This is a genomic window from Micromonospora sp. CA-248089, from assembly GCF_050948515.1.
GTDB lineage: Bacteria > Actinomycetota > Actinomycetes > Mycobacteriales > Micromonosporaceae > Micromonospora.
The window spans coordinates 3,683,220-3,705,958 of the sequence record NZ_CP192016.1 but is presented as its reverse complement, the minus strand read 5'-3'; the positions used below and the strand labels follow the sequence as shown (position 1 = coordinate 3,705,958).

Genomic DNA, 22,739 nt, shown 5'->3' with positions numbered 1-22,739 from the left:
CTGCCTTTCCTATTCAACCAGTAGGACTTCTCATCGATCCATCCCAGGTGGGCGGCAACGTCACGCCGCACCGATCAGCGTCACCACACCGGCTGCCACGAGCACCCCGGCCCAGAGCCGGTCGACGTTGAACCAGGCGCGGCGCAGCACACCGACGCCGAGCACCTCGTGCACCAGCAGGGCCACGGCCAGCGCGACGCCGAGCATGGCGGCGGTGTGCACGGCCGCGGCGAGCAGGCCGGTCAGCGCCCCGGCCGGCGCGGCGGCGAGGTGCCCGGCGTGCGGGCCTCCGCCGGCCGCCGGTGCGGCGAGCAGCACCGGCAGCAGCATCAGGCCCGCGCCGTGCGCCGCCGACATCAGGAACGACCAGGCCGTGAGCTGCGCCGCCGACAGCCGCATCCCGGCCCACCGGAAGTGCCGCTCGGACAGCAGCCGCCACAGGCCGAACCCGACCAGCAGCACCCCGCCGGCCGCCGCGACCAGGGTGCTCGCGGTGACCGACCGGGTGGCGCTCACCAGCGCGGCGACCACCGCCACCGACGCCAGGTGACCGGCGGCGATCGGCGGCAGGGCCGCCAGGAGCGCCGCGCGGCGGCGCTCCTGCAGGCCCCGGGCCACCGCGAACAGCCAGCCCATCGCCGGGTTTAGGCCGTGGAACGCGCCGAGGCCGGCCAGCGCCGCCCAGGTCGCGCCGGTCACGGGAAGCAGTACGAGTCGGACGAGGCGTCGCCGCCCTGCAACCGGGTCTGGTGCACGCGCAGGCCGCGGAACTCCTCGCCGCGCGGGAAGAACCGCGGGTCCGGTACGAGGCCGCCGCTGTCCGGGTCGACGTCCAGCTTCGCCACCCAGGCGCCCACGCCGTCGGGGTAGAACTGGTCGTCCCAGGCGCCGTAGAGGGAGTTGCTGACGTAGACACGCCGGCCGTCGCGGCTGATCTCGACCATCTGCGGGCCGCCGGCCAGCGGCTCGTCCGGGTACGCCGGGTGCGGGGTGCGGTTGACGATGCCGCCCAGGCGCACCGAGCCGACGCGTACCGGGTGGAACGGGTCGCTGACGTCGTAGCGGATCAGTTCGCCGGTACCCCAGCAGGAGACGTGCAGGAACCTGTCGTCCACGGACAGGTCGATGTCGGTGACCAGCGGTGGTACCGCCCCGAACGGTTTGAGCAGATCCGGCAGGTCGGCCGGGTCGGCCGGTTCAGCCGGGATGTCGATCACCTTGGTGACAGCCCAGGTGCCGCCGTCGCGGTGCCACAGCCAGATCGAGGCGGACAGGTCCTCGACGCTGATCACCACGCCGACGAAGCCGTACGACTTCGTCGGGTCGTGCGCGGGGCGCAGCTCCAGCGGCATCTGGTACTGGTCGCCGAGGTCGACGCGCTGCACGTGCCGGCGCCTCGCCAGGTCCCAGAAGTGGATCGCGTGCCCGTACCGGCGCCCCAGCAGCAGCTCACCGACGATGCCGTCCTCGATCATCGACGGCGTGCCCCACTCGCTGGTGACCAGCACGTCCTGCGTGTAGTGCCACCAGAAGTCGTACGCCAGGAACTGCGGCCCCCGGTCGGCCTCCCACGCGCCGCGTACCTCGAACGTGGTGTGGTCGAGCACGGCGATGCCGCCGGGCCCCTCCTGCCCGTCCGCGCCGCCGAGCGCGGAGACGTAGATACCGTCCGGCCCGCAGTGCACGGTGTGCGGGCGGGAGTACCCGGCGCGCTTGCCGAGTTCCTCCGGGCCGATCACCTTCACCAGTTCGGGGCGGCGCGGGTCGGGCTTGGTGTCCAGCACGTGGATCCGGGACGAGCGCAGGCCCGGCACGATCAGGTAGCGGCGTTCCACGTGCGGGTGCGGCGCGGTCGGGCAGAGCGCGCTGCTGCACGCGTTCCACCCGAAGTGGTGCAGTTCGTCGCCGGTGTTCGGCAGCTCGGTCCAGCCCACCACCCGGCCGTACGAGTCGGAGTCCGGGTCGGTGTCGAGCACCGCGATGGCGTCGGGGCGCTGCCCGGCGCGGTCGAACGCGGCGACGTACGCGAGCTTCTCGGCCGGCGCGGCGGCGGCGAGCGCGGGGGAGGGGTAGAAGGTCGGGTCGGGGGTCCAGCGGGTCATCTGTTCTCCCTCGCGGTCAGCCGGCGGGTACGCCGAGGCGGTCGAGCAGGTGGCGGCGCAACGCGCCGAGGGCCGGGTCGTCGGGGCTCGGGGACGGGCCGAGGCGTACCGGCACCTCCTCGGCGATCACGCCGTCGTCGAGGAGCAGGACGCGGTCGGCGAGCAGCAGCGCCTCCTCCACGTCGTGGGTGACGAGCAGCGCGGCGAAGCCGTGCTGGGCGCGCAGCCGCCGCAGCAGCCCCTGCATGCGCAACCGGGTCAGCGCGTCGAGCGCGCCGAACGGCTCGTCCAGCAGCAGCAGGTCCGGTTCGCGGACCAGCGCGCGGGCCACCGCGACGCGCTGCGCCTGCCCGCCGGACAGCTCGGCCGGCCAGGCCCGGCCCCGGTCGGCGAGCCCGACCTCGGCCAGCGCGCGGCCGACCCGGCCGGTCACGTCCGGCCCGGCCAGGCCGAGCGCCACGTTGTCCGCCACCCGCTTCCACGGCAGCAGCCGGTGCTCCTGGAAGACCACGGCCGCCGTGCCGTGCACCGCGTACTCGCCACCGGCGTCGCCGTCGAGCCCGGCGAGCACCCGTAGCAGCGTGCTCTTGCCGGAGCCGCTGCCGCCGAGCAGCGCCACCGTCTCCCCGGCGGCGATGGTCAGGTCTACCCCGGCGAGCACCACCGCCGGGCCGAAGGAGCGGGTCACCGCGCGTGCGGTGAGCACCGGCCCGGTCAGGTCGCGCGCAGTCCGCGTCGCCACGCCAGCGTCCTCCTCTCCGCGTACCGGATGAGCAGGTCGGAGGCCAGCCCCAGCAACGCGTAGATGAGCAGGCCGAGCACCACCACGTCGGTCTGGCTGAACTCGCGCGCCTCCATCATCAGGAAGCCGACGCCGGTCTGCGCGTTCACCTGCTCGCCGACGACCAGGCTGAGCCAGGCCGCGCCGATGGCCAGCCGCAGCCCGAGGAACAGCGCGGGCAGCGCGCCGGGCAGCACCACGTGCCGCAGCCGGGCCGCCGCGCCGAGACCACAGGTGCGCGCCGCCTCCACCAGGCGTTCGTCGATGTCGCGGATGCCGGCGTACGTGTTGAAGTAGATCGGGAAGAACGCGCCGAGCGCGACGAGCGTGACCTTCAGCGACTCGCCGATGCCGACCCAGATGATCAGCAGCGGAACCAAGCCCAGGTGCGGCAGCATCCGGGCCATCTGCACCGGCGGGTCGACCAGGTCGTCGCCGAGGCGCAGCAGCCCGGCCGCCGCGCCGAGCACCAGCGCCAGGCCGCCGCCGATGAGCAGGCCGAGCGCGGCGCGGGTGAGGGAGTCGAGCAGGTGCACGCCGAGCGTGCCGTCGCGCGCCAGCCGCCACCCGGTCGCCAGCACCGCGCTGGGCGCGGGGAGCTTCTCCGGGGCGAGCAGCCCGGTCCGCGCGGCGACCTCCCACCCGAGCACCAGCACGACCGGGCTCACCGCGCGCCGCCACCGCCGCGAGGCGCGGGCCCGCGACCGCCGCGGCGTCGCCCGATCGGGTACGACCGCGGGGGCGGCCTCGGCCAGCGCCGGACCGCTCACTGGAACGCCTCGTTGAACCGGCCGTCCACCCGCCCGGCGATGTCGACGGGTCCGGGTACGAGCTTCAGCTCCACGAAACTGTCCGCGATGGCCTGCAGCTCGGCGCCGATCTCCGGGGTGACCGGGGCGAGCGGCTTGGCGCTGCGGTTCAGCGCGCGGGTGGTCACGTCGAGCGGGATCTTCAGCTCTGGTGCGAGGACGGCGGCCCGCTCGGCCGGGTTGGCGATGCCCCAGTCGGTGGTCTGTCGGTATGTGTTCAGGAACGCCCGTACGTCGTCGGTGCGGTTCTTGACCGCGTCCGGGGCGGCCAGCACGTACTCACGGTTGCCGGCCAGGCCGGTGGCGTCGGCCAGTACCCGTACGCCCGGCTGTTCGGCCAGCGCGAAGTAGGGATCCCAGATGATCCACGCGTCGACCTGCCCGTTGTCGAACGCGGGCCGCCCCTCGGCGGGCTTGAGGTACTTCACGTTGATGTCGGCGAGCGTCATCCTGTTGGCCTCCAGCAGCTTCACCAGCAGCCAGTGCACGTTGGAGCCCTTGTTCAGCGCGACCGTCTTCCCGCGCAGGTCGGCGAATCCACGGTACGGGCTGTCCGCCTTGACCAGAACCGCCTCGCCCTGCGGAATCGGCGCCGACGTGCCGATCACGGAGAACGGGATCTTCCCGGCGGCGGCGAACACCGGCGGCGCCTCGCCGACCTGGCCGATGTCGATCGAGCCGGCCTTGAGCGCCTCGGTCAGGGCCGGGCCGCTCTCGAACAGCGACCAGGTGACGTTCTTCGCGTCGCCGCGTGCCTTGACCAGGCTGAGCCCGCCGAAGCGCTGGTAGCCGATCCGCAGCGGACCGTCGCCGCCGCCGCTGGCGTCGGCCGCCTCGCCGCCGCAGGCCGTCAGCGCCGTCGCGGCGAGCAGCGCGAGGGTGGTGAGCAGCGCGGCCACCGGCCGGCGGCGCGATCTGGGGGTACGCATGACGACTCCTCGGGGAGGGGATGGGCCCGGCATCGACGGGCGACAGCAACCTACCAACCCGATAGGTTTTATGGGTAGTGTGTCGGCGTGGTCGTCCCACCACTCAGGAGGCGACCCGGCCGATCCCGCACCGGAGGTACACGATGTCGCTCACCTTCCACTGGTTCCTGCCGACCTACGGCGACAGCCGGGACATCGTGGGCGGCGGCCACGGCGTGCCGGTCGGCACCGCCGGTGGCGCCCGGCCCGCGAGCGTCGCGTACCTGGGACAGATCGCCCGCACCGCCGAGCAGCTCGGCTTCGCCGGTGCGCTCACCCCCACCGGCGCCTGGTGCGAGGACGCCTGGCTGACCACCGCCATGCTCACCGAGGTGACCGAGCGGCTGAAGTTCCTCGTCGCGTTCCGGCCCGGCCTGCTCTCACCCACCCTCGCCGCGCAGATGGCGTCCACGTTCCAGCGCCTGTCCGGCGGCCGGCTGCTGCTCAACGTGGTCACCGGCGGCGAGTCCGCCGAGCAGCGGGCGTACGGCGACTTCCTGGACAAGGACGCCCGCTACGCGCGTACCGACGAGTTCCTGCACGTGGTGCGGGCGCTGTGGCGCGGAGAGACGGTCGACCACGACGGCGCCCACGTGCGGGTCGAGGGCGCCCGGCTCAGCCGGGTGCCCGACCCGGTGCCGCCCGTCTACTTCGGCGGGTCGTCCGGCGCGGCCGGTCCGGTGGCGGTCCGGCACAGCGACGTGTACCTGACCTGGGGCGAGCCGCCCGCGCAGGTGGCCGGCAAGCTGGACTGGATCCGCCGGCTCGCCGCCGAGGCCGGTCGCGAACTGCGCCACGGCATCCGGCTGCACGTGATCAGCCGCGACACCGCCGAGGAGGCGTGGGCCCAGGCCCGCAAGCTGCTCGACGGCATCCCCGAGGCCGACGTACGCGCGGTGCAGGACGGGCTGCGGCGCAGCGAGTCCGAGGGGCAGCGGCGGATGCTCGACCTGCACGGCGGCTCCCGCGACGGGCTGGAGGTCTCACCGAACCTGTGGGCCGGATTCGGGCTGGTACGCGGCGGCGCGGGCACCGCGCTCGTCGGCAGCCACACCGAGGTCGCCGACCGGATCGCCGAGTACCACGCGCTCGGCCTGGACGAGTTCATCCTCTCCGGCCACCCGCACCTGGAGGAGGCGTACTGGTTCGGCGAGGGCGTCCTGCCGATCCTGCGGCGGCGCGGGCTGTGGCGGCACCCGGCGAGTGAGCCGGCCGTCGAGGCGCCGGCCGCCGTGCCGTTCTCACCCCAGCCCGTCCCGGCTCGCGGCTGACCGCGCCGCGCCCTTTACCGGGCCGGGCGTGCCGGGCCGTCCGGCGCTGCCGGATCGGTCGCGGTCAGGGCCGGTCGCTGCCCGGGTCGGCTCGGTCAGGGTCGAGCGCTGCCCGGGTCGCCTCCGTCAGAGCGGGCGTTGCCCGGCGAGGAAGTCGGCGAGCACCCGGGTGTGGGTGGAGAAGGCCAGCTCGACCGGATCGGTGAGCACCAGCCACTCGGTGGCCTCCTCGGTCGGCGCCGACGGCGGCAGGTCACCGACCGGCCGCTCGGGCAGCACGCCGAAGACCATCATGGTGCCGCCCGCCGGGGCGCCGTGCACCGCGAACAGCCGCGCCTCCCCGGCCTCCGCCAGCAGCCCGGTCTCCTCGCGCAGCTCCCGCACGAGCGCCTCGGACCACTCCTCGCCGTACTCGATGAAGCCGCCCGGCAACGCGAGCTGCCCCCGAGCCGGTTCGATGTCGCGGCGCACGACCACCACGCCGACACCCTGGGGCGTACGGACCGGCAGCACCGCCACCGCCACCGGCAACGGATTGCGCCACACCGTCTCGCCGCAGGAGGAGCAGACGCGCGGCCACCCGGCACCCGCCGGGTAGGCCACGCCGCAGAACGAGCAGTGCGAGTACGCGGTCACGCCGCAGCACGTTACCCGCATCGCCGGCCCGATCCAGGCGTCACCCCCTCGGGCCGGCGAGCCGGGCGCGGGCCTCCATCAGGGCGAACCCGAGCAGGTTGCCGCCCCGCTAGGTCGCCGGGTCGGCGGCACGCGGGTCCTCGGCGGTCAGGCCGATGCCCCAGACCCGGTCGGTCGGGCTGGCCTCCACCAGCACCCGGTCGCCGGTGCCGAGCAGGAATCGCCGCAACGCCTCGTCCTGCGAGAACTTGGCGACGCTGCCGGCCACCACGATCTCGTAGCGGCGGGCCACCCAGGTCGCCTCGTCGAAGTCGCGGACCTGCCGGCCGAGCGCCTTGGCCCGGTGCGGATGCCCGGCGCCCAGCACCCGCTCGGCGATCGCGTGGTCGCCGAAGAGGGTGGCCTTGTGCCACATCATCCAGTGCTCGGCGGTGGCGAACTCCCGGCCGTCCACTGTGAACGCGGACGGCCACCACTGGCTCAGGCAACTCGCGCCGACACTACCGTCACGCCGCGGCCGGTGCCCCCAGAAGTGCAGGTACGTGAACGTCTGACCGGCCTGGAGGGCGGCAGTCAGGTCGGCGACGGTACGGATCGACATGCCCCGCAGTCTGCCCCACCCCACCGACATCCCACCGCCACTTTTCGCCCCGGACAAGGCACCGCTCCTCGGCCGCGACACCGCGCCGCTCTGCCGCCTCTCGTCACCGATGTTGCCCGAAGCCCGTCTCCTGCCCGCCGCGCAGGCGCGGATCCCACGTTGAGGGAAGCGCGTTCCGCATCCCAGGACCGGGAGAGATCTTGGTAGCAACAGGCCCCTATGAGGGCCCTTTGCTACCAAGATCTCAAAGAGCCCGGCGAGGAGCCGCCAGGGCGGCCGGTCAAGCGTGTCATGGGACACCCCGCCCCTTGTTGATCTTGCACTTTGGTGCCCCGCAATCCGGGTGAAAACGGCCATCGCAGGGGCCCGAACTGCAAGATCGGCGAGGAGGGGCGGGGGCGGCAGGGCGGGGTCAGGGCGTGGGGGAGCCGGTGTAGAAAGCCTGTACGCGGGCGCCTGCGGCGTGGGCCTCCTCGGCGGGAGTGCCGGCGGCGATGCTCGCCTCGGTCCAGCTCCCGCTGGACTCGGTGACGAAACGACGGCCCTCGTCCGAAGCCATCCAGTCGGCTGCGGCGGCCGGGTCGACGCCCTCGCCGTCGGCGGCGAAGTGGGAGGTCAGCCCGACCAGAGCCAGGTCCCAGCCGATGCCGACAGCGCCCGGGCCGTACTCGAGCCACCGCTGGTCGTCGACGTGCGCGACGTGTTCCAGCTCGAAGCGGGTACGCCCCGGGCCGGCCTCGCGCAGCCGCACCTCGATCCAGCTCACCTCGTCGCCGAACTCCCAGGTGGCGGCGAAGCCGTGCGGCGGGTCGCAGCGTTCGACGGTGCCGCCGGCGTTGCCCTCCAGTTGGTACCGGCCGCCGAGCCTCAGGTCACCGGAGACCGGCAGGAACCAGCGGGGTATCCGTTCCGGGTTGGTGCAGGCGTCGAAGACGTCGGCGACGGGCGCGTCGTACGTCTGGGCGATGGTGAGCACCCGCGCCTGCCCGGCGGGCAGCGTACGGTCGCCGATGCGGCGCTCGACGGCGCTGATCTGTCCGGTCACGTCGATCACGGTTCGGTCCTCTCGTCGTCTGTGGTGTTCTCGCGCAGCCGTCGTTCGCGGCGGCCCCGGGCCAGTTCGGTGGCGAGCGCCGCCAGGGGCGGGGTCCAGAAGCGGCGGAACCCGTCCAGCCACGCGTCGATGTCGCGCAGCGGGGCGGGGTCCACGGCGTAGAGGCGGCGGGTGCCCTCGGCGCGCACGGTGGTGAAGCCGTGCTCGCGCAGCACCTTGAGGTGCTGGGAGACGGCCGGCTGGCTGATGCCGAACTCGCGGCGCACTGTGTCGCCGAGCACGCCGGCCGGTTGCTCGCCGTCGGCGAGCAGTTCCAGGATCCGGCGGCGGACCGGGTCGCCGAGGACGTCGAAGGCGTGCACCACACCTTTGTATCAGACTCGGCTTATATAAGCGAGGATTAACGCTCGGCACGACGCGGGGCGCCCGTCGCACCCGGGCGCCCCGCGTACCCCCGTTTGTCAGCCGCCCAGGCGGGCGGCGACGGTACGGCGCAGCTCGGGCAGGCGGTCGTGCAGCAGCCCCGGGCACTGCGTGTTGTTGAAGTCCTTGTGCCCGTAGATCTCGGTGGGCGCGATGCCGTACTGCTGGCAGGTGAACGCGCAGAACGTCACCAGGCTGTTCCAGAGCGCCTGCGGCGGCTGCACGTCCACGTAGATGCCGTCGTTCTCGATGCCGATCGCCTGGCTGTTCTGCCCGACGCAGTGCGCGCCCTGCACCATGGTCTGGCCGTGCAGCAGCGCGTAGAGGCTGCCGTGCCGGCCCTCGGTCAGGTAGCCGCCCCGGCTGTTGGTGAAGTGCTGCCCGGAGTCGAGCCAGCCGTTGCCGTCCATGTGCAGGTTCTGGATGTCGCGGGAGTTGCGGTACGCCTGGGCGAGGCTGTAGTCGGTCGTGTTCGGGAACGCCGTGTGGTGCACGATGATCTTGTTGGGACGGCTGGCCACCACGCTCACCGGCGACGAGGGCGGGCGGGCGCCCCAGGTCGCGCAGTTGGCGATGGTCGGCTGATCGACCCGGGTGGCGGCGGCCCGCGCGTCGGGGCCGGAGCCGATCTGGGTCAGCGCGCCGACGCCGGCGGCTGCGCCGAGCAGGACCGCGCCGCGCAGCACGGCCCGCCGGGGGACAGGAACAGACATCGCAGCTCCTCGGGAGAGAGGCGGCCGGGCGTGGCGGGACCGGCACCGCCCGCCACGCCCGGGCCGGGGTCAGCAGGGTCCGTTGCAGGCCAGGACGCGCAGCCGGTCGAGCGAGCCGTTCCACACGTTCTGGTCACCGGGGAAGACGCCGGAGGAGGACCACTGCCAGAACGAGTACGTGCCCCAGCCCGCAGGCAGCGTGCCGACGCTGCTCGAATAGCGGGCGATCCACAGCGGGTTGTTCGCGGCGAACTGTGCGGTGTTGCCGGTGCAGGTGCTCCACCAGTCGGTGGTGGTGTAGATGGTGGCCCACCGGCCGGTGCGTGCGTAGTACTGGTTGACGAACGAGGCGATCCAACTGCGCATCGACGCCTGGCTCAGTCCGTAGCAGGTCGCGCCGTACGGGTTGTACTCGATGTCCAGCGCGCCGGGCAGCGTCCGCCCGTCCTTGGACCAGCCGCCGCCGTGGTCGACGAAGTAGTTGGCCTGGACGGCGCCGCTCGTGGTGTCCGGGCGGGCGAAGTGGTACGAGCCGCGGATCATTCCGACGTTGTACGAGCCGTTGTACTGCTGGGCGAAGTACGGGTTGGTGTAGTACGTGCCCTCGGTCGCCTTGACGTAGGCGAACCGGGCGCCGTTGGCCCACGCGCCGGACCAGTTCACGTTGCCCTGGTAGCTGGAGACGTCCATGCCGGGCAGTCCGGCCGGGGCGGCGGAGGCGGGAGCCGTCCCGGACAGGGTCGCCGCGGCGACGGTGACGGTGGCGAGCAGCGCGGCTCCGGCCGCGCGCAGCGCCGATCGGATCGACCTGTGCATCTGTCCTCCCTGGGGGTTGCCGCGCTCCGGCGGCGGGAGTATGACGAAAGGAACTGTCGTCATTAGGGCACAGGGCGGAGAAACTTTTCAATACATCGCATCGAAGAATCTCACTGGATCAGGTGCTCAGCCGAGCTGGGCGAGCACCTCGGCGGCGGCGCGCTCGCCGGCGGTCACCGCGCCCTCCAGGTAGCCGCTCCACCGGGTCGCGGTCTCGGTGCCGGCCCAGTGCAGCCGGCCCACCGGCGTCCGCAGTTCCGGGCCGTACGCGCACCACGCGCCGGGCGGCAGGACGCCGCAGAAGCAGCCGCGCGTCCACTCGTCGGCCGACCAGTCGTACTCGACGAGGTCGTCGGGGTGCGCGGCGGCCGGGCCGAAGATCGCGGCGAGCGCCTCGCGCAGCGCGTCCCGGCGTGCGTCCGCCGGCAGCCGGCGCAACGCCCGGGCCTGCGCGCCGTAGCTGAACGCGGTGAGCATCCCGCCCGCCACGCCCGGCAGCGAGTTGTCCACCGTCTCGGTGAGCGGCCCGGTGTCGGTGCTGGACACCCCGGAGCGGCCGTCGGCGCGCCAGAACGGTTCCGGGTAGAGCGCGTGGACCTTGAGCGCCACGCCCATCGGCGTCCGCTGGGTCAGCCCGTCGCGCAGCGGGGGCAGCGGCGGGTCGTACCGGATGCGCCCGGCCAGCGCCGGTGCCAGCGCGACCACCACCGCGTCGCCGCGGTACGTCTCGCCGCCGACCCGTACCCGCACGCCGTCGCCGTCCTGCGCGACGCCGTCCACCGGGGCGCGCAGGCACAGGCTCCCCGCCGGCAGCGCGGCGGCCATCCGCTCGGCCAGCGCGGCCGGACCACCGGCGATCCGGTCCTGCTGGGCGCCTCCGGCCATGCGCAGCAGCGACCGGGTGCCGCCGCCGCTGCGCAGGTAGAACAGCATGTGCAGCAGCGACACCTCGTCCGCCGAGGCGGCCAGCAGCCCACCGGCGAGCATGCGTGCGGCGTAGCGGGCGGTCACCGGATCGGCCGCGCTCGCGTCGAGCCAGCCGCCGAACGTGGTCCGGTCCCACCGCGCCGCCTCCTGCGCCCGCCACGGTGCGGCCGGGTCGAGCCCGGCCGCCATCTCGTCGAGCGTGCCCAGCAACGCGGACAGCCCCGGCGGCTCGCCGGTGGCCGGGCGCCCGCCGAGCAGCAGCGTCGGCGCGCCGTGCGCGGGGGAGGGAAACGTGGTCAGGCCGTACGCGGCGACGAGCGCGTACATCCGGTCCTGGGTCGGGCCGATCCACTGCGCGCCCAGATCGAGCCAGCCGCCGCCGGGTAGCGGGCGGCTGCGCGTCCGGCCGCCCACCCGGTCCCGGGCCTCCAGCACCCGCACCTCGGCGCCGACGGCGTCCAGCGCGAGCGCGCAGGCCAGACCGGAGAACCCGGCGCCCACGACGACGACCCGGTGGCGGCGCACGCGACGGCGTACCCCGCTCCCGGCCGGATTCACCCGGCCCGGCGTGTCGAAACGGGCGTCAGTCGTTCGTGTGGAGGGTGAAGGGACGGCGCGGGGCCGTCCGGCGGTGACGAGGAGAAGCCGATGAAGCAGTACCTGATCAGCATGTACCAGCCGGCCGGCGAGGGCCGCCCGGACCCGGAGTTCCTGGCCGGGGTGATGCGCGAGGTCGAGGCCATCGGCCGGGACCTGCGGGAAGCCGGGTGCTGGGTGTTCGGCAACGGGCTGCACGACCCGCAGACCGCCACCGTGCTGCGCCCGGCCGGCGACGAGGTGCTGGTCACCGACGGGCCGTTCGCCGAGGGCAAGGAGTACCTGGGCGGCGTCACGATCATCCGGGCGCCCGACCTGGACGCGGCGCTGGACTGGGGCCGCCGCTACGCGCTCGCGACCACGCTGCCGATCGAGGTCCGCCCGTTCCAGGGCGAGGGATGACCGCTGTCGAACGGGTCTTCCGGGCCGAGTACGGCCGCGCGGTAGCCGTCCTGGTCCGTCTCCTCGGCGACATCGACCTCGCCGAGGAGGCGGTCCAGGAGGCGTTCACGATCGCGGTGACGCGCTGGGCCGCCGACGGGCCGCCGCCCAGCCCGGCCGGCTGGATCATCACCACCGCCCGGAACCGGGCGATCGACAGGTTGCGCCGCGAGGCCACCCGGGCCGCCCGGCACGCCGAGGCCGCCCTGCTGCACGCCGCCGACCCGCCCGCCGAGGAGGGGCCCGTGCCCGACGACCGCCTGCGCCTGATCTTCACCTGCTGCCACCCGGCGCTCGCCGCGCCCGCCCGGGTGGCGTTGACGCTGCGCCTGCTCGGCGGCCTGAGCACCGCCGAGATCGCGCGGGCCTTCCTGGTGCCGGAGCCGACCATGGCGCAGCGCCTGGTCCGGGCCAAGGCGAAGATCCGTGACGCCGGCATCCCGTACCGGGTGCCACGCGACGCCGACCTGCCGGACCGGCTGCGCGGGGTCCTCGCCGTGGTGTACCTGATCTTCAACGAGGGGCACACCGCGAGCGCGGGGGAGCGACTGGGCCGCGCCGAGCTGGGTGCCGAGGCGATCCGGCTGGGCCGGCTGCTGGTGAGCCTGATGCCGGACGAGCCGGAGGCGCTCGGCCTGCTCGCGCTGATGCTGCTCACCGAGGCCCGCCGCGCCGCCCGTACCGGCCCGGACGGGGTGCCGGTGTCGCTGTCCGAGCAGGACCGCGGCAGGTGGGACCGGGAGCTGATCGCCGAGGGGCAGAACCTGGTACGCCGGTGCCTGCGGCGGGGCCGGCCCGGCCCGTACCAGATCCAGGCCGCGATCGGCGCGGTGCACGCGGACGCGCCCACCGCCGCGGCCACCGACTGGGCCCAGATCCTCGCGCTCTACGACCAGCTGGCCGCCGTCGCGCCCGGGCCGGTGGTGGCGCTGAACCGGGCGGTCGCGCTGGCCGAGGTACGCGGACCGGAGGCGGGACTGGTCGAAGTGGACCGCCTGGACCTGGGCGGCTACCACGTGTGGCACGCGATCCGGGCCGACCTGCTGCGCCGCCTCGATCGTCCGGCGCAGGCCCGGGCCGCGTACGACGCGGCTATCGCCGGCACCGGCAACGCGGCGGAGCAGACGTTCCTGCGTCACGCCCGCGACCGCATGCCGGGATGATCACACAGACAGTGCACGTTGGAGGCCGGTAACCCCGGTAAGCGAACCGTGATCGTCGGGGCCATTGACGCGGCGGCAGAGAAAAGTACACTCCCGGTGTAATTAGTTTTCCCGTGCTCCCCACGACCGGCACGAGGTGACGATGAGCCCACCGGCCGCCCCCGCCGACGAACCGGGCCTGGCGCTGCACCACGTCGGCGTACGCTTCGGCGGCCTGGTCGCCCTCGACGACGTCTCGCTGCGTGTACCGCCCGGCCGGGTGGTCGGCGTGATCGGGCCCAACGGCGCCGGCAAGACCACGCTGTTCAACGTGGTCTGCGGCTTCGTCCGGCCCACCGAGGGCTCCCTCACCCTGGACGGTCGGCCGTTCCGGCCCCGCCCGCACCAGCTCACCGGGCTCGGCATCGCCCGTACGCTCCAGGGCGTCGGGCTGTTCGGCGGGCTCACCGTGCGGGAGAACGTGGTCGCCGGGGCCACCCACACGGCCCGCGCCGGTTTCGCCGCCGCGCTGTTCGGCCTGCCCCGCAGCGACCGGGACGAGCGGCGGCTGCACGCCCGCGCCATGGACCTGCTCGCCGAGCTGGGCATCGAGAAGTACGCCGACGCCGCCCCGGCCACCCTGCCCTATCCGGTCCGCAAGCGGGTCGCGCTGGCCCGCGCGCTGATCGCCCGCCCCCGGCTGCTGCTGCTCGACGAGCCGGCCGGCGGCCTCGGGGCCGACGACGTGGCCGAGCTGGCCGACCTGGTCCGCGGGCTGCCCGACCGGGAGGACGGCTGCGCCGTGCTGCTCGTCGAGCACCACATGGACCTGGTGATGTCCGTCTGCCACGACCTCGTGGTGCTCGACTTCGGCAAGGTGATCGCCGCCGGGTCCCCGGAGAGCATCCGCGACGACCCCCGGGTCACCGAGGCGTACCTGGGCGCCGACGTGCCCGCCGAGCCGACCGAGCCCGCCGGGAGCGCATCGTGACCGCCGTGCTCGAGGTCGAGGAGCTCAGCTGCGGCTACGGCCCGGTGCCGGTGCTGCGCGACGTCGCGTTCACCGTCCCGGCCGGGACCGTCACCGCCGTGCTCGGCGCCAACGGCGCGGGGAAGACCACGCTGCTGCGTACCCTCTCGGGTCTGCTGCGGCCCACCGGCGGCCGGGTCCGGTACGCGGGGGAGGACCTGCGCGGCGTCCGGGTCGAACACCTGGTCCGGCGCGGCCTGGCGCACGTGCCGGAGGGCCGCGGCGTGGTGACCGAGCTGACCGTGGCGGAGAACCTGCGCCTGGGCGGGCTGTGGCGACGCGACCGGGCCGACGCCCGGCGCGCGCAGGACGAGGTGTACGAGCTGTTCCCCGCGCTGGCCCGCCGCCGCGACCACGCCGGACACCAGCTCTCCGGCGGGGAACGGCAGATGCTCGCGATCGGCCGCGCGCTGATCGCCCGGCCCCGCCTGCTGCTGCTCGACGAGCCGTCGCTGGGCCTGGCGCCCAAGGTCGCTGCGCAGATCATGGCGCTGCTGCGGCGGCTGCGCGACGAGCGGGGGCTCACCGTGCTGCTCGTCGAGCAGAACGTGCGCTCCGCGCTGTCCGTCGCCGACCAGGGCATCGTCATGTCGCTCGGCCGGGTGGTGACGGCCGCGCCGGCCGCCCGGCTGCGCGACGACGACCAGCTCCGGCACGCGTACCTCGGATTCTAGGAAGGGGGTCGCGGATGGAGCGGTTCTGGTTCCTCACCTTCGACGGGTTCGCCTCCGGGGCGGTGTACGCGGCGTTCGCGCTCGCGCTGGTGCTCATCTGGCGGGCCGCCCGGGTGGTCAACTTCGCCCAGGGCGCGATGGCGGTGGCCACCGCCTACGTCGGGTACGCGGTCGTGTCCGCCACCGGCTCGTACTGGCTCGGCCTGGCCGCCGCGATCCTGTCCGGACTGGCCCTGGGCGCGCTCGTGGAGCGGGTGCTGATGCGCTTCGCCGGTCCCGGCGGCCCGCTCAACCAGGTGATCGTCGCGCTCGGGCTGGTGCTCGTCATCCAGGCCGTGCTCGGCATGGTCTTCGGCAACGACTACCGGCCCGCCCCGGCACCGTTCGACACCGACGCGCTCACCATCGCCGGGGTGGCCGCGCTGTCCCCGTACGACCTGTGGGTGCTCGGCGCGGCGCTGACTGTGGTGGCGCTGCTCGCGGTGCTGTTCACCCGTACCCCAGTGGGGTTGCGGATGCGGGCCGCCGCGTTCGCACCCGAGGTGTCCCGGCTGCTCGGCGTCAGCGTCGGCCGGATGCTCACGCTGGGTTGGGCGCTGGCGGCGGGCGTCGGCGCGCTCGCCGGGATGCTGGTCGTCCCCACCGGACTCGGCCTGCACTCGCACGCCATGGACCTGGTCTTCGTGGTCGCGTTCACCGCCGCCGTGGTCGGTGGCCTGGACAGCCCGGTGGGCGCGGTGGTCGGCGGCCTGCTGGTCGGGCTGATCCTGTCCTACGTCACCGGCTACCTGGGACCGGACACCACACCGCTGGCCGTCCTGGTGCTGCTGCTGGCCGTCCTGCTGGTCCGCCCCGGCGGGCTCTTCTCCGCGGCGAGAGCGAGGCACGTGTGACGAGCACCCCCACCAAGATCGCGGCTGCGGCGCCGTCCCCGCTGCGCCGGCTGCTCCCCGGCGCGCCGGCCGGACGCGAGGCACGCGGCTCAACGCTGCTGCGCCACCTCGCCGTGGCGGTGTTCGCCGGCACGCTCGTCGTGCTGGTGACCAACCAGCTCGCGCCGTACCAGAATCTCCAGGTGGCGCGCGTCTGCGCGTTCCTCTGCGTCACCGCCGGGCACACCGTGCTGGTCGGGCTCAACGGCCAGCTCTCGCTCGGGCACGGCGCGCTGATGGCCACCGGCGCGTACACGATGGCCCTGACCCAGCAGGCCCTGGACGAGCGGGCGGTACGCGGCTGGTGGACGCTGCCCGCGTCGCTGCTGGTCGCCGTCGCGGTGACAGCGCTCGGCGGGCTCGTCGTCGGGCTGGCGGCAGCCCGGCTGCGCGGCCCCTACCTGGCCGGCGTGACGCTCGCCGTGGCGACGCTCGTCCCGGCGGTCACCACGATCTTCACCGGCGTGTTCAACGGCGAACAGGGCCTGTCGTTCCCGGCGCAGACGCCACCGGCCGCGCTCGGCGCCTACTTCCAGCCGGAACGCTGGCTGGCCTGGATCGCGCTGGCCGCCGCGCTGCTCACCATGCTGCTGCTGGCCAACCTGGTGCGCAGCCGCTTCGGCCGGTCCCTGCGGGCGGTCCGCGACGACGAGGTCGCGGCCCGGCTCGCCGGCATCCCGGTGGCCCGCACGCAGGTGCTCGCGTTCGTGGTGAGCGCCGCCTGCGCCGGGCTGGGCGGTGCCGTGTACGCCCTGCTCACCGCCACCGTCGCGCCCGGCAAGTTCCCGCTGGACCTGTCGCTGTTCCTGCTGATGGCGATCGTGATCGGCGGGCTGGGCAGCCTGGCCGGCGCGATCTGGGGAGCGGTGCTGCTGGTCGCGCTCCAGGACCTGCCCGGCCTGCTCACCGAGCATCTCAGCCTGTCCGCCGGGCTGGCCCAGCGGCTCGAGGGCAACCTCGCGCTCGCAGTGTTCGGCCTGATCCTCATCGTCGTCATGCTCGCCGCACCGGGCGGCCTCCAGGGCGGGGTGCGTGCCGTCGGCACCCGGCTGCGCGCGGTGCTCCGCCGCCGCCGTACCCCCCGCCGGTCGCCGGACCGCTGACCTCACCGGTTCCACCCACACCGTTCGCACCGTCGCACCGGAATGGAGAACCATGCGCCCCACCACCCGCCGCGTTCTCGCGGCCGCCGCCGGCCTGGCCCTGCTGGCCGCGTTGCCTGCCTGCGCCGACGACGAGAAGCAGGCCGCCGAGAACGTCCCCGGCGTCAGCGACTCCGAGGTCGTCATCGGCACCCACCAACCGCTCACCGGACCGGCCGCCCCCGGCTACTCGAAGATCTCCGCCGCCACCAAGGCGTACTTCGAGCACGTCAACGCCAAGGGCGGCGTGCACGGCCGGAAGATCGTCTACAAGGTCATGGACGACGGCTACAACCCGGCCAACACCGAGAACGTGGTCCGCAAGCTGGTGCTCGACGACAAGGTCTTCGCGCTGCTCGGCGGCCTGGGCACGCCGACGCACACGAACGTGCTGGAGTTCGTCAAGACGCAGAAGGTGCCGGACCTGTTCGTCGCCTCCGGCAGCCGCAACTGGAACCAGCCGGACAAGTACCCGACGACGTTCGGCTGGCAGCCCGACTACACGGTCGAGGGCAAGATCCTGGCCACCTACGTCAAGAAGGAGTTCCCCGGCGCGAAGGTCTGCCACTTCGGGCAGAACGACGACTTCGGGCGGGACTCGCTGGCCGGCGTCGAGCAGGTCCTCGGCCCGGTCGCGGCGAAGCAGACGTACACCACCACCAACCAGCAGGTCGGCCCGGCGATCGGCGCGCTGCGCGCGGCCGGCTGCCAGGTGGTCATCTCGGCGACCATCCCCGGCTTCACCGCGCTCGCCATGGGCCAGGCCGCCGGGCAGGGCTTCAAGGCGCAGTGGGTGGTGTCCAACGTGGGCGCCGACTACACCACGCTGTCCGCGCAGCTCGGCGACAAGAAGGTGATCCTCGAGGGCATGGTCGCCGACAACTACCTGCCCATGGTGGGCGACACCGCGAACCCGTGGATCCAGGAGTTCACCAAGATCCACCAGAAGTACAACGCGGGCAACCCGGTCGACGGCAACGCGATCTACGGCTACTCGATGGCGTACACGTTCGTGCAGGCCATGCTCGCCGCCGGGCCCGACCCCACCCGGGAGAAGCTGGTCGAGGCCGTGCGCAAGGGCGGCTTCCGCGGGCCCGGCCTGGTCCCCTTCCGGTACGCCGACGGCGTGCACGCCGGCTACGGCGGCGTCCGGCTCACCAAGGTGAGCAACGGCGCGCAGGCGTACTTCGGCCCCGCGTACACCACCGACGACGGTGACGGCGCCGTCACCGAGTTCACCGAGCCGCCGACGAACCCGCCGGCGGACGCCGTTCCGACGTCCTGACCACGGTGCTGTCGCCGGGTGGCCGGGTGCCGGCCGCCCGGCGACACGCACGTAGAGTGGCCGCCGGCAGACGAGCAACAGGAGATCCCGTACCCATGATCGAGCTGGAGACCGACCCGCCGGAGCGGGTGGACGGCCGGGCGGCGCGGGCCGAGCGGACCCGGGCCGCGATCGTGGAGGCGCACCTGGCCCTGATCGACTCCGGTGACCTGCGGCCCACCGGGGAACGGATCGCCGAGCGGGCCGGGGTGTCGCTGCGCACGCTCTGGACCAACTTCAAGGACATGGAGACGCTGTTCGCCGCGACCGGGCGGCGGGTCGGCGAACGGCAGGCCGCGCTCTGGCAGCCGGTGCCGCCGGAGCTGCCGCTGACCGCCCGGATCGCCGCGTTCTGCGACCAGCGCGCCCGGCTGCTGGAGGTGCTGGCGCCCTCGGCTCGCGCGTCGGCGCTGCGGGAGCCGTTCTCCCCGCAGTTGCGGCGCAACCGGGAGGCGGCGGTCACCCGGGTCCGGCAGGAGATCGAGGCGGTGTTCGCCCCGGAGCTGGCGCAGGCCGGGCCGGGGCGGGCGCAGTTGCTGGACGCGTTGACGGTGGCCGGCACCTGGTCTTCGTGGTCGATGATGCGCGACTCGATGGGGCTTGACGTGGAGGCCGCCCGCGCCGTGATGGCGCGCATGCTGGGCGCGCTGCTGGTCGACGCGATCGCCGCCGGCCTGCGCTGAGCGCCCCGCCGGCCTGCGCTGAGCGTTCCGGCGGCCGGTCAGGCGACCTCGCCGGTGGTGGCCACCTCGCCCAGCTGGCCCAGCGTGCTCAGGTAGGCGTCGTGCAGCTCGTCGGTGGCCGCCGTGCACGCGTCGGAGACGGTGACGATGCGGTACCCGTGGTCGACCGCCTGGTAGGCGGTGGAGGCGACGGCCAGGTTCGTCGCGACACCGGTGAACACCACGGTCCGCACGCCCCGGCCGCGCAGGATCACGTCCAGGTCGGTGCCGGAGAATCCGCCGAGCCGGGTGGAGGTGACGACGACGTCGCCGGGCTGTCGCCCGACCTCGTCGACGATCCGGGTCTTCGGGTCGCCCTCCAGGAACGCCCCGCGCTCGGCGATCATGTCGAAGCTCGGGGTGTTGGCGATCAGGTCGGGATAGCCGGGCCGGTAGGCGACGCGGGTGAAGACCACGAGGCCGCCCGCTGCCCGCGCGGCGGCGGCGACCCGGGCCGCGTTCGCCGCCACGCCGTGCCGGGTCACCTGGCCGGCGAAGAACGGGCCGAAGACGCCGTCCGGGCTGACCACCTCGTGTTGCCAGTGGACGCCCACCACAGCGGTGTGTGCCCAGTCGATGCGCTGCATGTCGGTCCCGTCACGGTGCGGAGAGCTGCTGCGGCGCCAGCTCGTAGCGGCTCAGGCCGCCGGCGGAGGTGCTCCTGCCGAAGGCGTCCCGGCGTCCCCAGCGGCCGGGGACATCGAGCAGCGCCACGTAGTCGAGGCTAGCAGGCAGGGCGGGCCGGGCCACGAGATCGTCGCCGACCGGCCGGAGGCCGAGCATCGTCCGCAGGAGCAGCAGCGGGGCCCCGGCCGACCAGGCCTGCGGGCTGCACGCGGTCGGGTACCGGATCGGGTAGCGGGTCTCGGACCGGGCGTGTCCGGCGAACGCCTCCGGCAGCCGGCCGTCGTAGAAGGCCGCCGCATCCAGGATGCCGGCCGCGATGCGGGCCGCCTCCTCGGCATACCCGTAGCGCCGCAGGCCCCAGGCGATGAACGAGTTGTCGAACGGCCAGATGGTCCCGACGTGGTAGCCCACCGGGTTGTAGCGGGCCTCGCCCTCGGCCAGCGTGCGGACACCCCAGCCGCTGAACATCGCCGGTGACATCAGGTGCCGCACCAGGGCCTCGGCCTTCGGCTCCTCGACGATGCCGCTCCACAGCAGGTGGCCGATGTTCGACGACAGAGCATCCACCTTGCTGCCGTCGCCGTCGAGCGCCAGCGCCATGTACTCGCCGTCATCGATCCAGAAGTCGTGGTTGAAGCGGCGCTTGAGGTCGGCGGCGTCCCGCTCCAGCCGGTCCGCGTACGCCGGGTCGTGCCAGATCTCGCGGGCCAGCCGGGCGGTGCGCACCTTCGCGTCGTACGCGTACCCCTGGAGTTCGCAGGTGGCACGCGGGAAGCCCGGCAGGCGGCCGTCGCGGTGGGAGATGCTGTCCCACGAGTCCTTCCAGCACTGGTTCTCCAGACCGTTCACCGGGTTGCGCCGCTCGTAGGAGACGTAGCCGTTGCCGGCCCGGTCGGCGTAGTGGTCGATCCAGTCGACGGCCGCCCGCGCCTCCTGCTCCACCGCGCGTACGAGGGCGGCGTCGCCGGTCCACCGCTCGTACTCGTCGAGCAGCACGAGGAACAGGGGAGTGGCGTCCGCGCTGCCGAAGTAGGGGCTGTGCGGTGTCTCGTCGAAGACGGTCAGCTCGCCGTAGCGCATCTCGTGCAGGATCCGACCCGGCTCCTCCTCCCGGAAGTCGTCGATCCGGCTGCCCTGTCGGAAGGCGAGCACGGTGAGCGTGGTGGCGGCGAGTTCGGGTGCGAACGGCAGCGCCTGGAGGCTGGTGAGGATGCTGTCGCGGCCGAACAGGCACATGAACCAGGGCAGCCCGGCGGCCAGCACACACCCGGTCCCGGCGAGGAACGGGCTGAACCGCAGCGCGGCCAGGTCGATCAGGCTCTGCCGGTAGGTGTTCTGCAACGGTCCCCAGCTGGTCTCCAGTCGCGGCGCCCGGTCCAGCCACTCCCGTAGTTCGCCTGCCTTGTTCCGCTCGGCGTCGGCGGCCCGTCCCGGCAGGCGCAGCCGCTCCAGACCGCGGGGCAGGGGGAGGTCCGGCTCGGCGGTCAGCCGGGTCTGCCACCGGCCGTGCGGTTCGATGTGCACGCGCAGCGTCAGGCCGTTCTCGTCCACCTCCGCCGGTGCCGTCGCGGACACGATCGTCTCGCGGCGGTAGCGTTCGCGCTGGTAACCCAGGACGAGTCGCGGGCCGTCGACCCGTCGGTAGTGCCGCCCCTCGCGGTTCGTCGTGCCCTCCTTGACCGCGAAGAGGTCCGCGAAGTCCGCGTCCACCTCGATCCGTACGGTCAGGTCGACGGGCAGCCGGTCGTTGTTGACCAGGAGCAGGTCCTCCTGGAGCCCGGTGTCGAGCCTGTGGGTCCGGCGCACCTCCAGCGTGCTGTTGACGTAGACGTCCTGACTGCCCGGAACCAGGTAGAACCGGTTCTCGAAGTACTGGATGTCGTCGATGGACAGCGTGCTGAGCGGCTCGCCGTCGATGGTGAGCTGCCACCGGGACAGCAGGCGGGTGTCGTGGGCGAACAGGCCGTGGGTGGCGTCGGCGGCCGGGACGATGTCACCCGCCCGGTCAGAGACCAGGAAGATCGTCCCGTCGAAGATGCCGACGTGGTCGTCACCCATCGTCGTCTCCCCGGTGTCGTTCCGGGCGCGAGCCGGGCGGGGAGGGGAACAGCCGGCGCACGGTCGCGAACAGCCGCGGGCTGCCCTCCACCTCGGCCTCGCCGCGCAGGACCGTGGTCAGGAAGTACGACTCGCCCCGCGCGATCCGGTCGAAGACGGCCCGGTCCGCCCGGACGACCGCGTCCCCACCGGTGGCCTGCCGCGCCGCGGTGACCTCGCCCCGGGCGATGGAGACCAGCCAGTGGTCGACCGACCCGTCATCGGCGAGGTCGAACCGGACGGTGCCCTCGTGGAGCGCTGTCAGCCCGCGCTGCCGGCGCTGCCCCAGGCCCCGGAAGAACTCTTCGGTGGCGTCGACCATCGGCCCTCCTTCCGATGGCGCTATTCCCCGCAGCGGGGCCTGTCGTCTCACCCGGAACGGGTGAAACCGGGGAGGCCGGGGATCTGGTCCTAGTCCTCGCGCAGGCGGCGCAGGATCCGGGCCAGCTCGGCCCGGTCGTCGGGCGTGAGCACGCCGAAGAACCGTTCCGCCTCGGTGGCCCGCGCCTGCCGGATCGCCGTGCCCACCCGCTCGCCCTCGGCGGTCGGGGCGACCAGCGTGGCCCGCCGGTCGGCCGGGTCGGGCCGGCGCTCGACCAGGCCGCGCTCCTGCAACCCGTCGACCACCTCGGTGGCCGAGCGCGGGGCGATGCGCAGGTGCTCGGCGAGCGCGCCGGGCCGCAGCGCGCCGTGACGCATCAGCACGCCGAGCGCCCGCGCCTGCCCGGGGCTGATCTCCCACGGTTCGAGCGCGCCCTTGGTCTGGTGCCGCAGCCGGCGGGTCACCGCCCAGAACGTCTCGGCCAGGCTCTCGTCGCTGCCGCTCACGGGGAATACGGTAGCAGGCTTTCGTGTTGTTCCCTCATGTTGAGGTAACCTCAGCATCGTCCCCCGCCCCCCGCATGAGGAG

Annotated in this window: 25 protein-coding genes; 9 read left to right on the top strand and 16 right to left on the bottom strand. The window is 73.6% G+C overall.

Going from position 1 to position 22,739, the window contains the following annotated elements; all coding sequences use genetic code 11:
• Positions 1–60: 60 nt before the first annotated feature.
• From ACQP26_RS17655 to ACQP26_RS17635, 5 genes are read right to left on the bottom strand one after another with little or no spacing between them, the layout of a single operon-like run.
• Complete coding sequence (locus tag ACQP26_RS17655) at positions 61–699, bottom strand: hypothetical protein (RefSeq protein WP_433493417.1); 639 nt, start codon at positions 697–699, stop codon at positions 61–63.
• On the bottom strand, positions 696–2,102 hold the full coding sequence (locus ACQP26_RS17650) for a selenium-binding protein SBP56-related protein (protein WP_269705624.1): 1,407 nt from the start codon (positions 2,100–2,102) through the stop codon (positions 696–698). The genes ACQP26_RS17655 and ACQP26_RS17650 overlap by 4 nt, the downstream gene beginning before the upstream one ends.
• Before the next feature lie 16 nt (positions 2,103–2,118).
• Complete coding sequence (locus ACQP26_RS17645; protein WP_433493416.1) at positions 2,119–2,844, bottom strand: ABC transporter ATP-binding protein; 726 nt, start codon at positions 2,842–2,844, stop codon at positions 2,119–2,121.
• Positions 2,817–3,653, bottom strand: coding sequence for an ABC transporter permease (locus tag ACQP26_RS17640; RefSeq protein WP_433493415.1), 837 nt, complete (start codon positions 3,651–3,653; stop codon positions 2,817–2,819). Before ACQP26_RS17640 ends, ACQP26_RS17645 begins: the two co-directional genes overlap by 28 nt.
• Positions 3,650–4,621: a sulfonate ABC transporter substrate-binding protein gene (locus ACQP26_RS17635; protein ID WP_433493414.1), complete on the bottom strand. Its 972-nt coding sequence runs from the start codon at positions 4,619–4,621 to the stop codon at positions 3,650–3,652. Before ACQP26_RS17635 ends, ACQP26_RS17640 begins: the two co-directional genes overlap by 4 nt.
• A gap of 143 nt (positions 4,622–4,764) precedes the next feature.
• Here ACQP26_RS17635 and ACQP26_RS17630 point away from each other — a divergent pair, with 143 nt between their 5' ends.
• Positions 4,765–5,931 (top strand): LLM class flavin-dependent oxidoreductase, encoded by a 1,167-nt coding sequence (locus tag ACQP26_RS17630; RefSeq protein WP_433493413.1) that lies wholly within the window; start codon positions 4,765–4,767, stop codon positions 5,929–5,931.
• A 126-nt stretch (positions 5,932–6,057) separates the two neighbouring features.
• Here the strand turns inward: ACQP26_RS17630 and ACQP26_RS17625 are convergent, their stop codons facing one another.
• The 7 genes from ACQP26_RS17625 to ACQP26_RS17595 form a co-directional block, all read right to left on the bottom strand.
• Positions 6,058–6,567 (bottom strand): NUDIX domain-containing protein, encoded by a 510-nt coding sequence (locus tag ACQP26_RS17625; protein WP_433493412.1) that lies wholly within the window; start codon positions 6,565–6,567, stop codon positions 6,058–6,060.
• A gap of 109 nt (positions 6,568–6,676) precedes the next feature.
• Positions 6,677–7,168 (bottom strand): NADAR family protein, encoded by a 492-nt coding sequence (locus ACQP26_RS17620; protein WP_433493411.1) that lies wholly within the window; start codon positions 7,166–7,168, stop codon positions 6,677–6,679.
• A 412-nt stretch (positions 7,169–7,580) separates the two neighbouring features.
• A complete protein-coding gene (locus ACQP26_RS17615) occupies positions 7,581–8,222 on the bottom strand; it encodes an SRPBCC family protein (protein WP_433493410.1) in 642 nt (213 codons plus the stop codon).
• Positions 8,219–8,584, bottom strand: a complete 366-nt coding sequence (locus ACQP26_RS17610; protein WP_433493409.1) for an ArsR/SmtB family transcription factor — start codon at positions 8,582–8,584, stop codon at positions 8,219–8,221. The genes ACQP26_RS17615 and ACQP26_RS17610 overlap by 4 nt, the downstream gene beginning before the upstream one ends.
• A gap of 99 nt (positions 8,585–8,683) precedes the next feature.
• On the bottom strand, positions 8,684–9,358 hold the full coding sequence (locus ACQP26_RS17605) for a peptidoglycan recognition protein family protein (RefSeq protein ID WP_269705633.1): 675 nt from the start codon (positions 9,356–9,358) through the stop codon (positions 8,684–8,686).
• A 69-nt stretch (positions 9,359–9,427) separates the two neighbouring features.
• On the bottom strand, positions 9,428–10,174 hold the full coding sequence (locus ACQP26_RS17600; protein WP_269705634.1) for a lysozyme: 747 nt from the start codon (positions 10,172–10,174) through the stop codon (positions 9,428–9,430).
• 126 nt (positions 10,175–10,300) lie between these two features.
• Positions 10,301–11,758: a flavin monoamine oxidase family protein gene (locus ACQP26_RS17595; RefSeq protein ID WP_433496158.1), complete on the bottom strand. Its 1,458-nt coding sequence runs from the start codon at positions 11,756–11,758 to the stop codon at positions 10,301–10,303.
• Here ACQP26_RS17595 and ACQP26_RS17590 point away from each other — a divergent pair.
• From ACQP26_RS17590 to ACQP26_RS17555, 8 genes are all read left to right on the top strand, one after another.
• Positions 11,750–12,100, top strand: coding sequence for a YciI family protein (locus ACQP26_RS17590; RefSeq protein WP_013286726.1), 351 nt, complete (start codon positions 11,750–11,752; stop codon positions 12,098–12,100). The genes ACQP26_RS17595 and ACQP26_RS17590 overlap by 9 nt on opposite strands.
• On the top strand, positions 12,097–13,302 hold the full coding sequence (locus ACQP26_RS17585) for an RNA polymerase sigma factor (RefSeq protein WP_433493408.1): 1,206 nt from the start codon (positions 12,097–12,099) through the stop codon (positions 13,300–13,302). Before ACQP26_RS17590 ends, ACQP26_RS17585 begins: the two co-directional genes overlap by 4 nt.
• 142 nt (positions 13,303–13,444) lie before the next feature.
• Positions 13,445–14,272 (top strand): ABC transporter ATP-binding protein, encoded by an 828-nt coding sequence (locus ACQP26_RS17580; RefSeq protein WP_269705637.1) that lies wholly within the window; start codon positions 13,445–13,447, stop codon positions 14,270–14,272.
• Positions 14,269–14,985: an ABC transporter ATP-binding protein gene (locus tag ACQP26_RS17575; RefSeq protein WP_269705638.1), complete on the top strand. Its 717-nt coding sequence runs from the start codon at positions 14,269–14,271 to the stop codon at positions 14,983–14,985. The genes ACQP26_RS17580 and ACQP26_RS17575 overlap by 4 nt, the downstream gene beginning before the upstream one ends.
• A gap of 14 nt (positions 14,986–14,999) precedes the next feature.
• Positions 15,000–15,878, top strand: a complete 879-nt coding sequence (locus ACQP26_RS17570; protein WP_269705639.1) for a branched-chain amino acid ABC transporter permease — start codon at positions 15,000–15,002, stop codon at positions 15,876–15,878.
• Entirely contained in the window at positions 15,875–17,020 is a 1,146-nt protein-coding gene (locus ACQP26_RS17565; protein WP_281577603.1) for a branched-chain amino acid ABC transporter permease, read from the top strand. The genes ACQP26_RS17570 and ACQP26_RS17565 overlap by 4 nt, the downstream gene beginning before the upstream one ends.
• A 52-nt stretch (positions 17,021–17,072) precedes the next feature.
• Positions 17,073–18,344 (top strand): ABC transporter substrate-binding protein, encoded by a 1,272-nt coding sequence (locus ACQP26_RS17560; RefSeq protein ID WP_281577604.1) that lies wholly within the window; start codon positions 17,073–17,075, stop codon positions 18,342–18,344.
• 95 nt (positions 18,345–18,439) lie between these two features.
• Entirely contained in the window at positions 18,440–19,066 is a 627-nt protein-coding gene (locus ACQP26_RS17555) for a TetR/AcrR family transcriptional regulator (protein ID WP_281577605.1), read from the top strand.
• Positions 19,067–19,104: 38 nt separating this feature from the next.
• Here ACQP26_RS17555 and ACQP26_RS17550 read toward each other — a convergent pair whose 3' ends face one another.
• The 4 genes from ACQP26_RS17550 to ACQP26_RS17535 all read right to left on the bottom strand — a co-directional run bounded on the left by ACQP26_RS17550 (position 19,105) and on the right by ACQP26_RS17535 (position 22,657).
• Entirely contained in the window at positions 19,105–19,692 is a 588-nt protein-coding gene (locus ACQP26_RS17550) for a cysteine hydrolase family protein (RefSeq protein ID WP_269705644.1), read from the bottom strand.
• Positions 19,693–19,702: 10 nt separating this feature from the next.
• Positions 19,703–21,790 carry an amylo-alpha-1,6-glucosidase gene (locus tag ACQP26_RS17545; RefSeq protein ID WP_433493407.1) on the bottom strand — a complete coding sequence of 696 codons (2,088 nt, stop codon included), beginning with the start codon at positions 21,788–21,790 and terminating at the stop codon, positions 19,703–19,705.
• Entirely contained in the window at positions 21,783–22,151 is a 369-nt protein-coding gene (locus ACQP26_RS17540; RefSeq protein ID WP_269705645.1) for an SCP2 sterol-binding domain-containing protein, read from the bottom strand. The genes ACQP26_RS17545 and ACQP26_RS17540 overlap by 8 nt, the downstream gene beginning before the upstream one ends.
• 89 nt (positions 22,152–22,240) lie before the next feature.
• Positions 22,241–22,657 (bottom strand): MarR family winged helix-turn-helix transcriptional regulator, encoded by a 417-nt coding sequence (locus ACQP26_RS17535; protein ID WP_269705646.1) that lies wholly within the window; start codon positions 22,655–22,657, stop codon positions 22,241–22,243.
• Positions 22,658–22,739: the final 82 nt, after the last annotated feature.

Excerpts from the sequence above, each read along its gene's own strand:
- ACQP26_RS17650 (WP_269705624.1), bottom strand. The coding sequence starts at position 2,102 with ATGACCCGCTGGACCCCCGACCCGACCTTCTACCCCTCCCCCGCGCTC.
- ACQP26_RS17635 (WP_433493414.1), bottom strand. The coding sequence starts at position 4,621 with ATGCGTACCCCCAGATCGCGCCGCCGGCCGGTGGCCGCGCTGCTCACC.
- ACQP26_RS17630 (WP_433493413.1), top strand. The coding sequence starts at position 4,765 with ATGTCGCTCACCTTCCACTGGTTCCTGCCGACCTACGGCGACAGCCGG.
- ACQP26_RS17620 (WP_433493411.1), bottom strand. The coding sequence starts at position 7,168 with ATGTCGATCCGTACCGTCGCCGACCTGACTGCCGCCCTCCAGGCCGGT.
- ACQP26_RS17605 (WP_269705633.1), bottom strand. The coding sequence starts at position 9,358 with ATGTCTGTTCCTGTCCCCCGGCGGGCCGTGCTGCGCGGCGCGGTCCTG.
- ACQP26_RS17600 (WP_269705634.1), bottom strand. The coding sequence starts at position 10,174 with ATGCACAGGTCGATCCGATCGGCGCTGCGCGCGGCCGGAGCCGCGCTG.
- ACQP26_RS17590 (WP_013286726.1), top strand. The coding sequence starts at position 11,750 with ATGAAGCAGTACCTGATCAGCATGTACCAGCCGGCCGGCGAGGGCCGC.
- ACQP26_RS17585 (WP_433493408.1), top strand. The coding sequence starts at position 12,097 with ATGACCGCTGTCGAACGGGTCTTCCGGGCCGAGTACGGCCGCGCGGTA.
- ACQP26_RS17580 (WP_269705637.1), top strand. The coding sequence starts at position 13,445 with ATGAGCCCACCGGCCGCCCCCGCCGACGAACCGGGCCTGGCGCTGCAC.
- ACQP26_RS17570 (WP_269705639.1), top strand. The coding sequence starts at position 15,000 with ATGGAGCGGTTCTGGTTCCTCACCTTCGACGGGTTCGCCTCCGGGGCG.
- ACQP26_RS17560 (WP_281577604.1), top strand. The coding sequence starts at position 17,073 with ATGCGCCCCACCACCCGCCGCGTTCTCGCGGCCGCCGCCGGCCTGGCC.
- ACQP26_RS17555 (WP_281577605.1), top strand. The coding sequence starts at position 18,440 with ATGATCGAGCTGGAGACCGACCCGCCGGAGCGGGTGGACGGCCGGGCG.
- ACQP26_RS17550 (WP_269705644.1), bottom strand. The coding sequence starts at position 19,692 with ATGCAGCGCATCGACTGGGCACACACCGCTGTGGTGGGCGTCCACTGG.
- ACQP26_RS17545 (WP_433493407.1), bottom strand. The coding sequence starts at position 21,790 with ATGGGTGACGACCACGTCGGCATCTTCGACGGGACGATCTTCCTGGTC.
- ACQP26_RS17540 (WP_269705645.1), bottom strand. The coding sequence starts at position 22,151 with ATGGTCGACGCCACCGAAGAGTTCTTCCGGGGCCTGGGGCAGCGCCGG.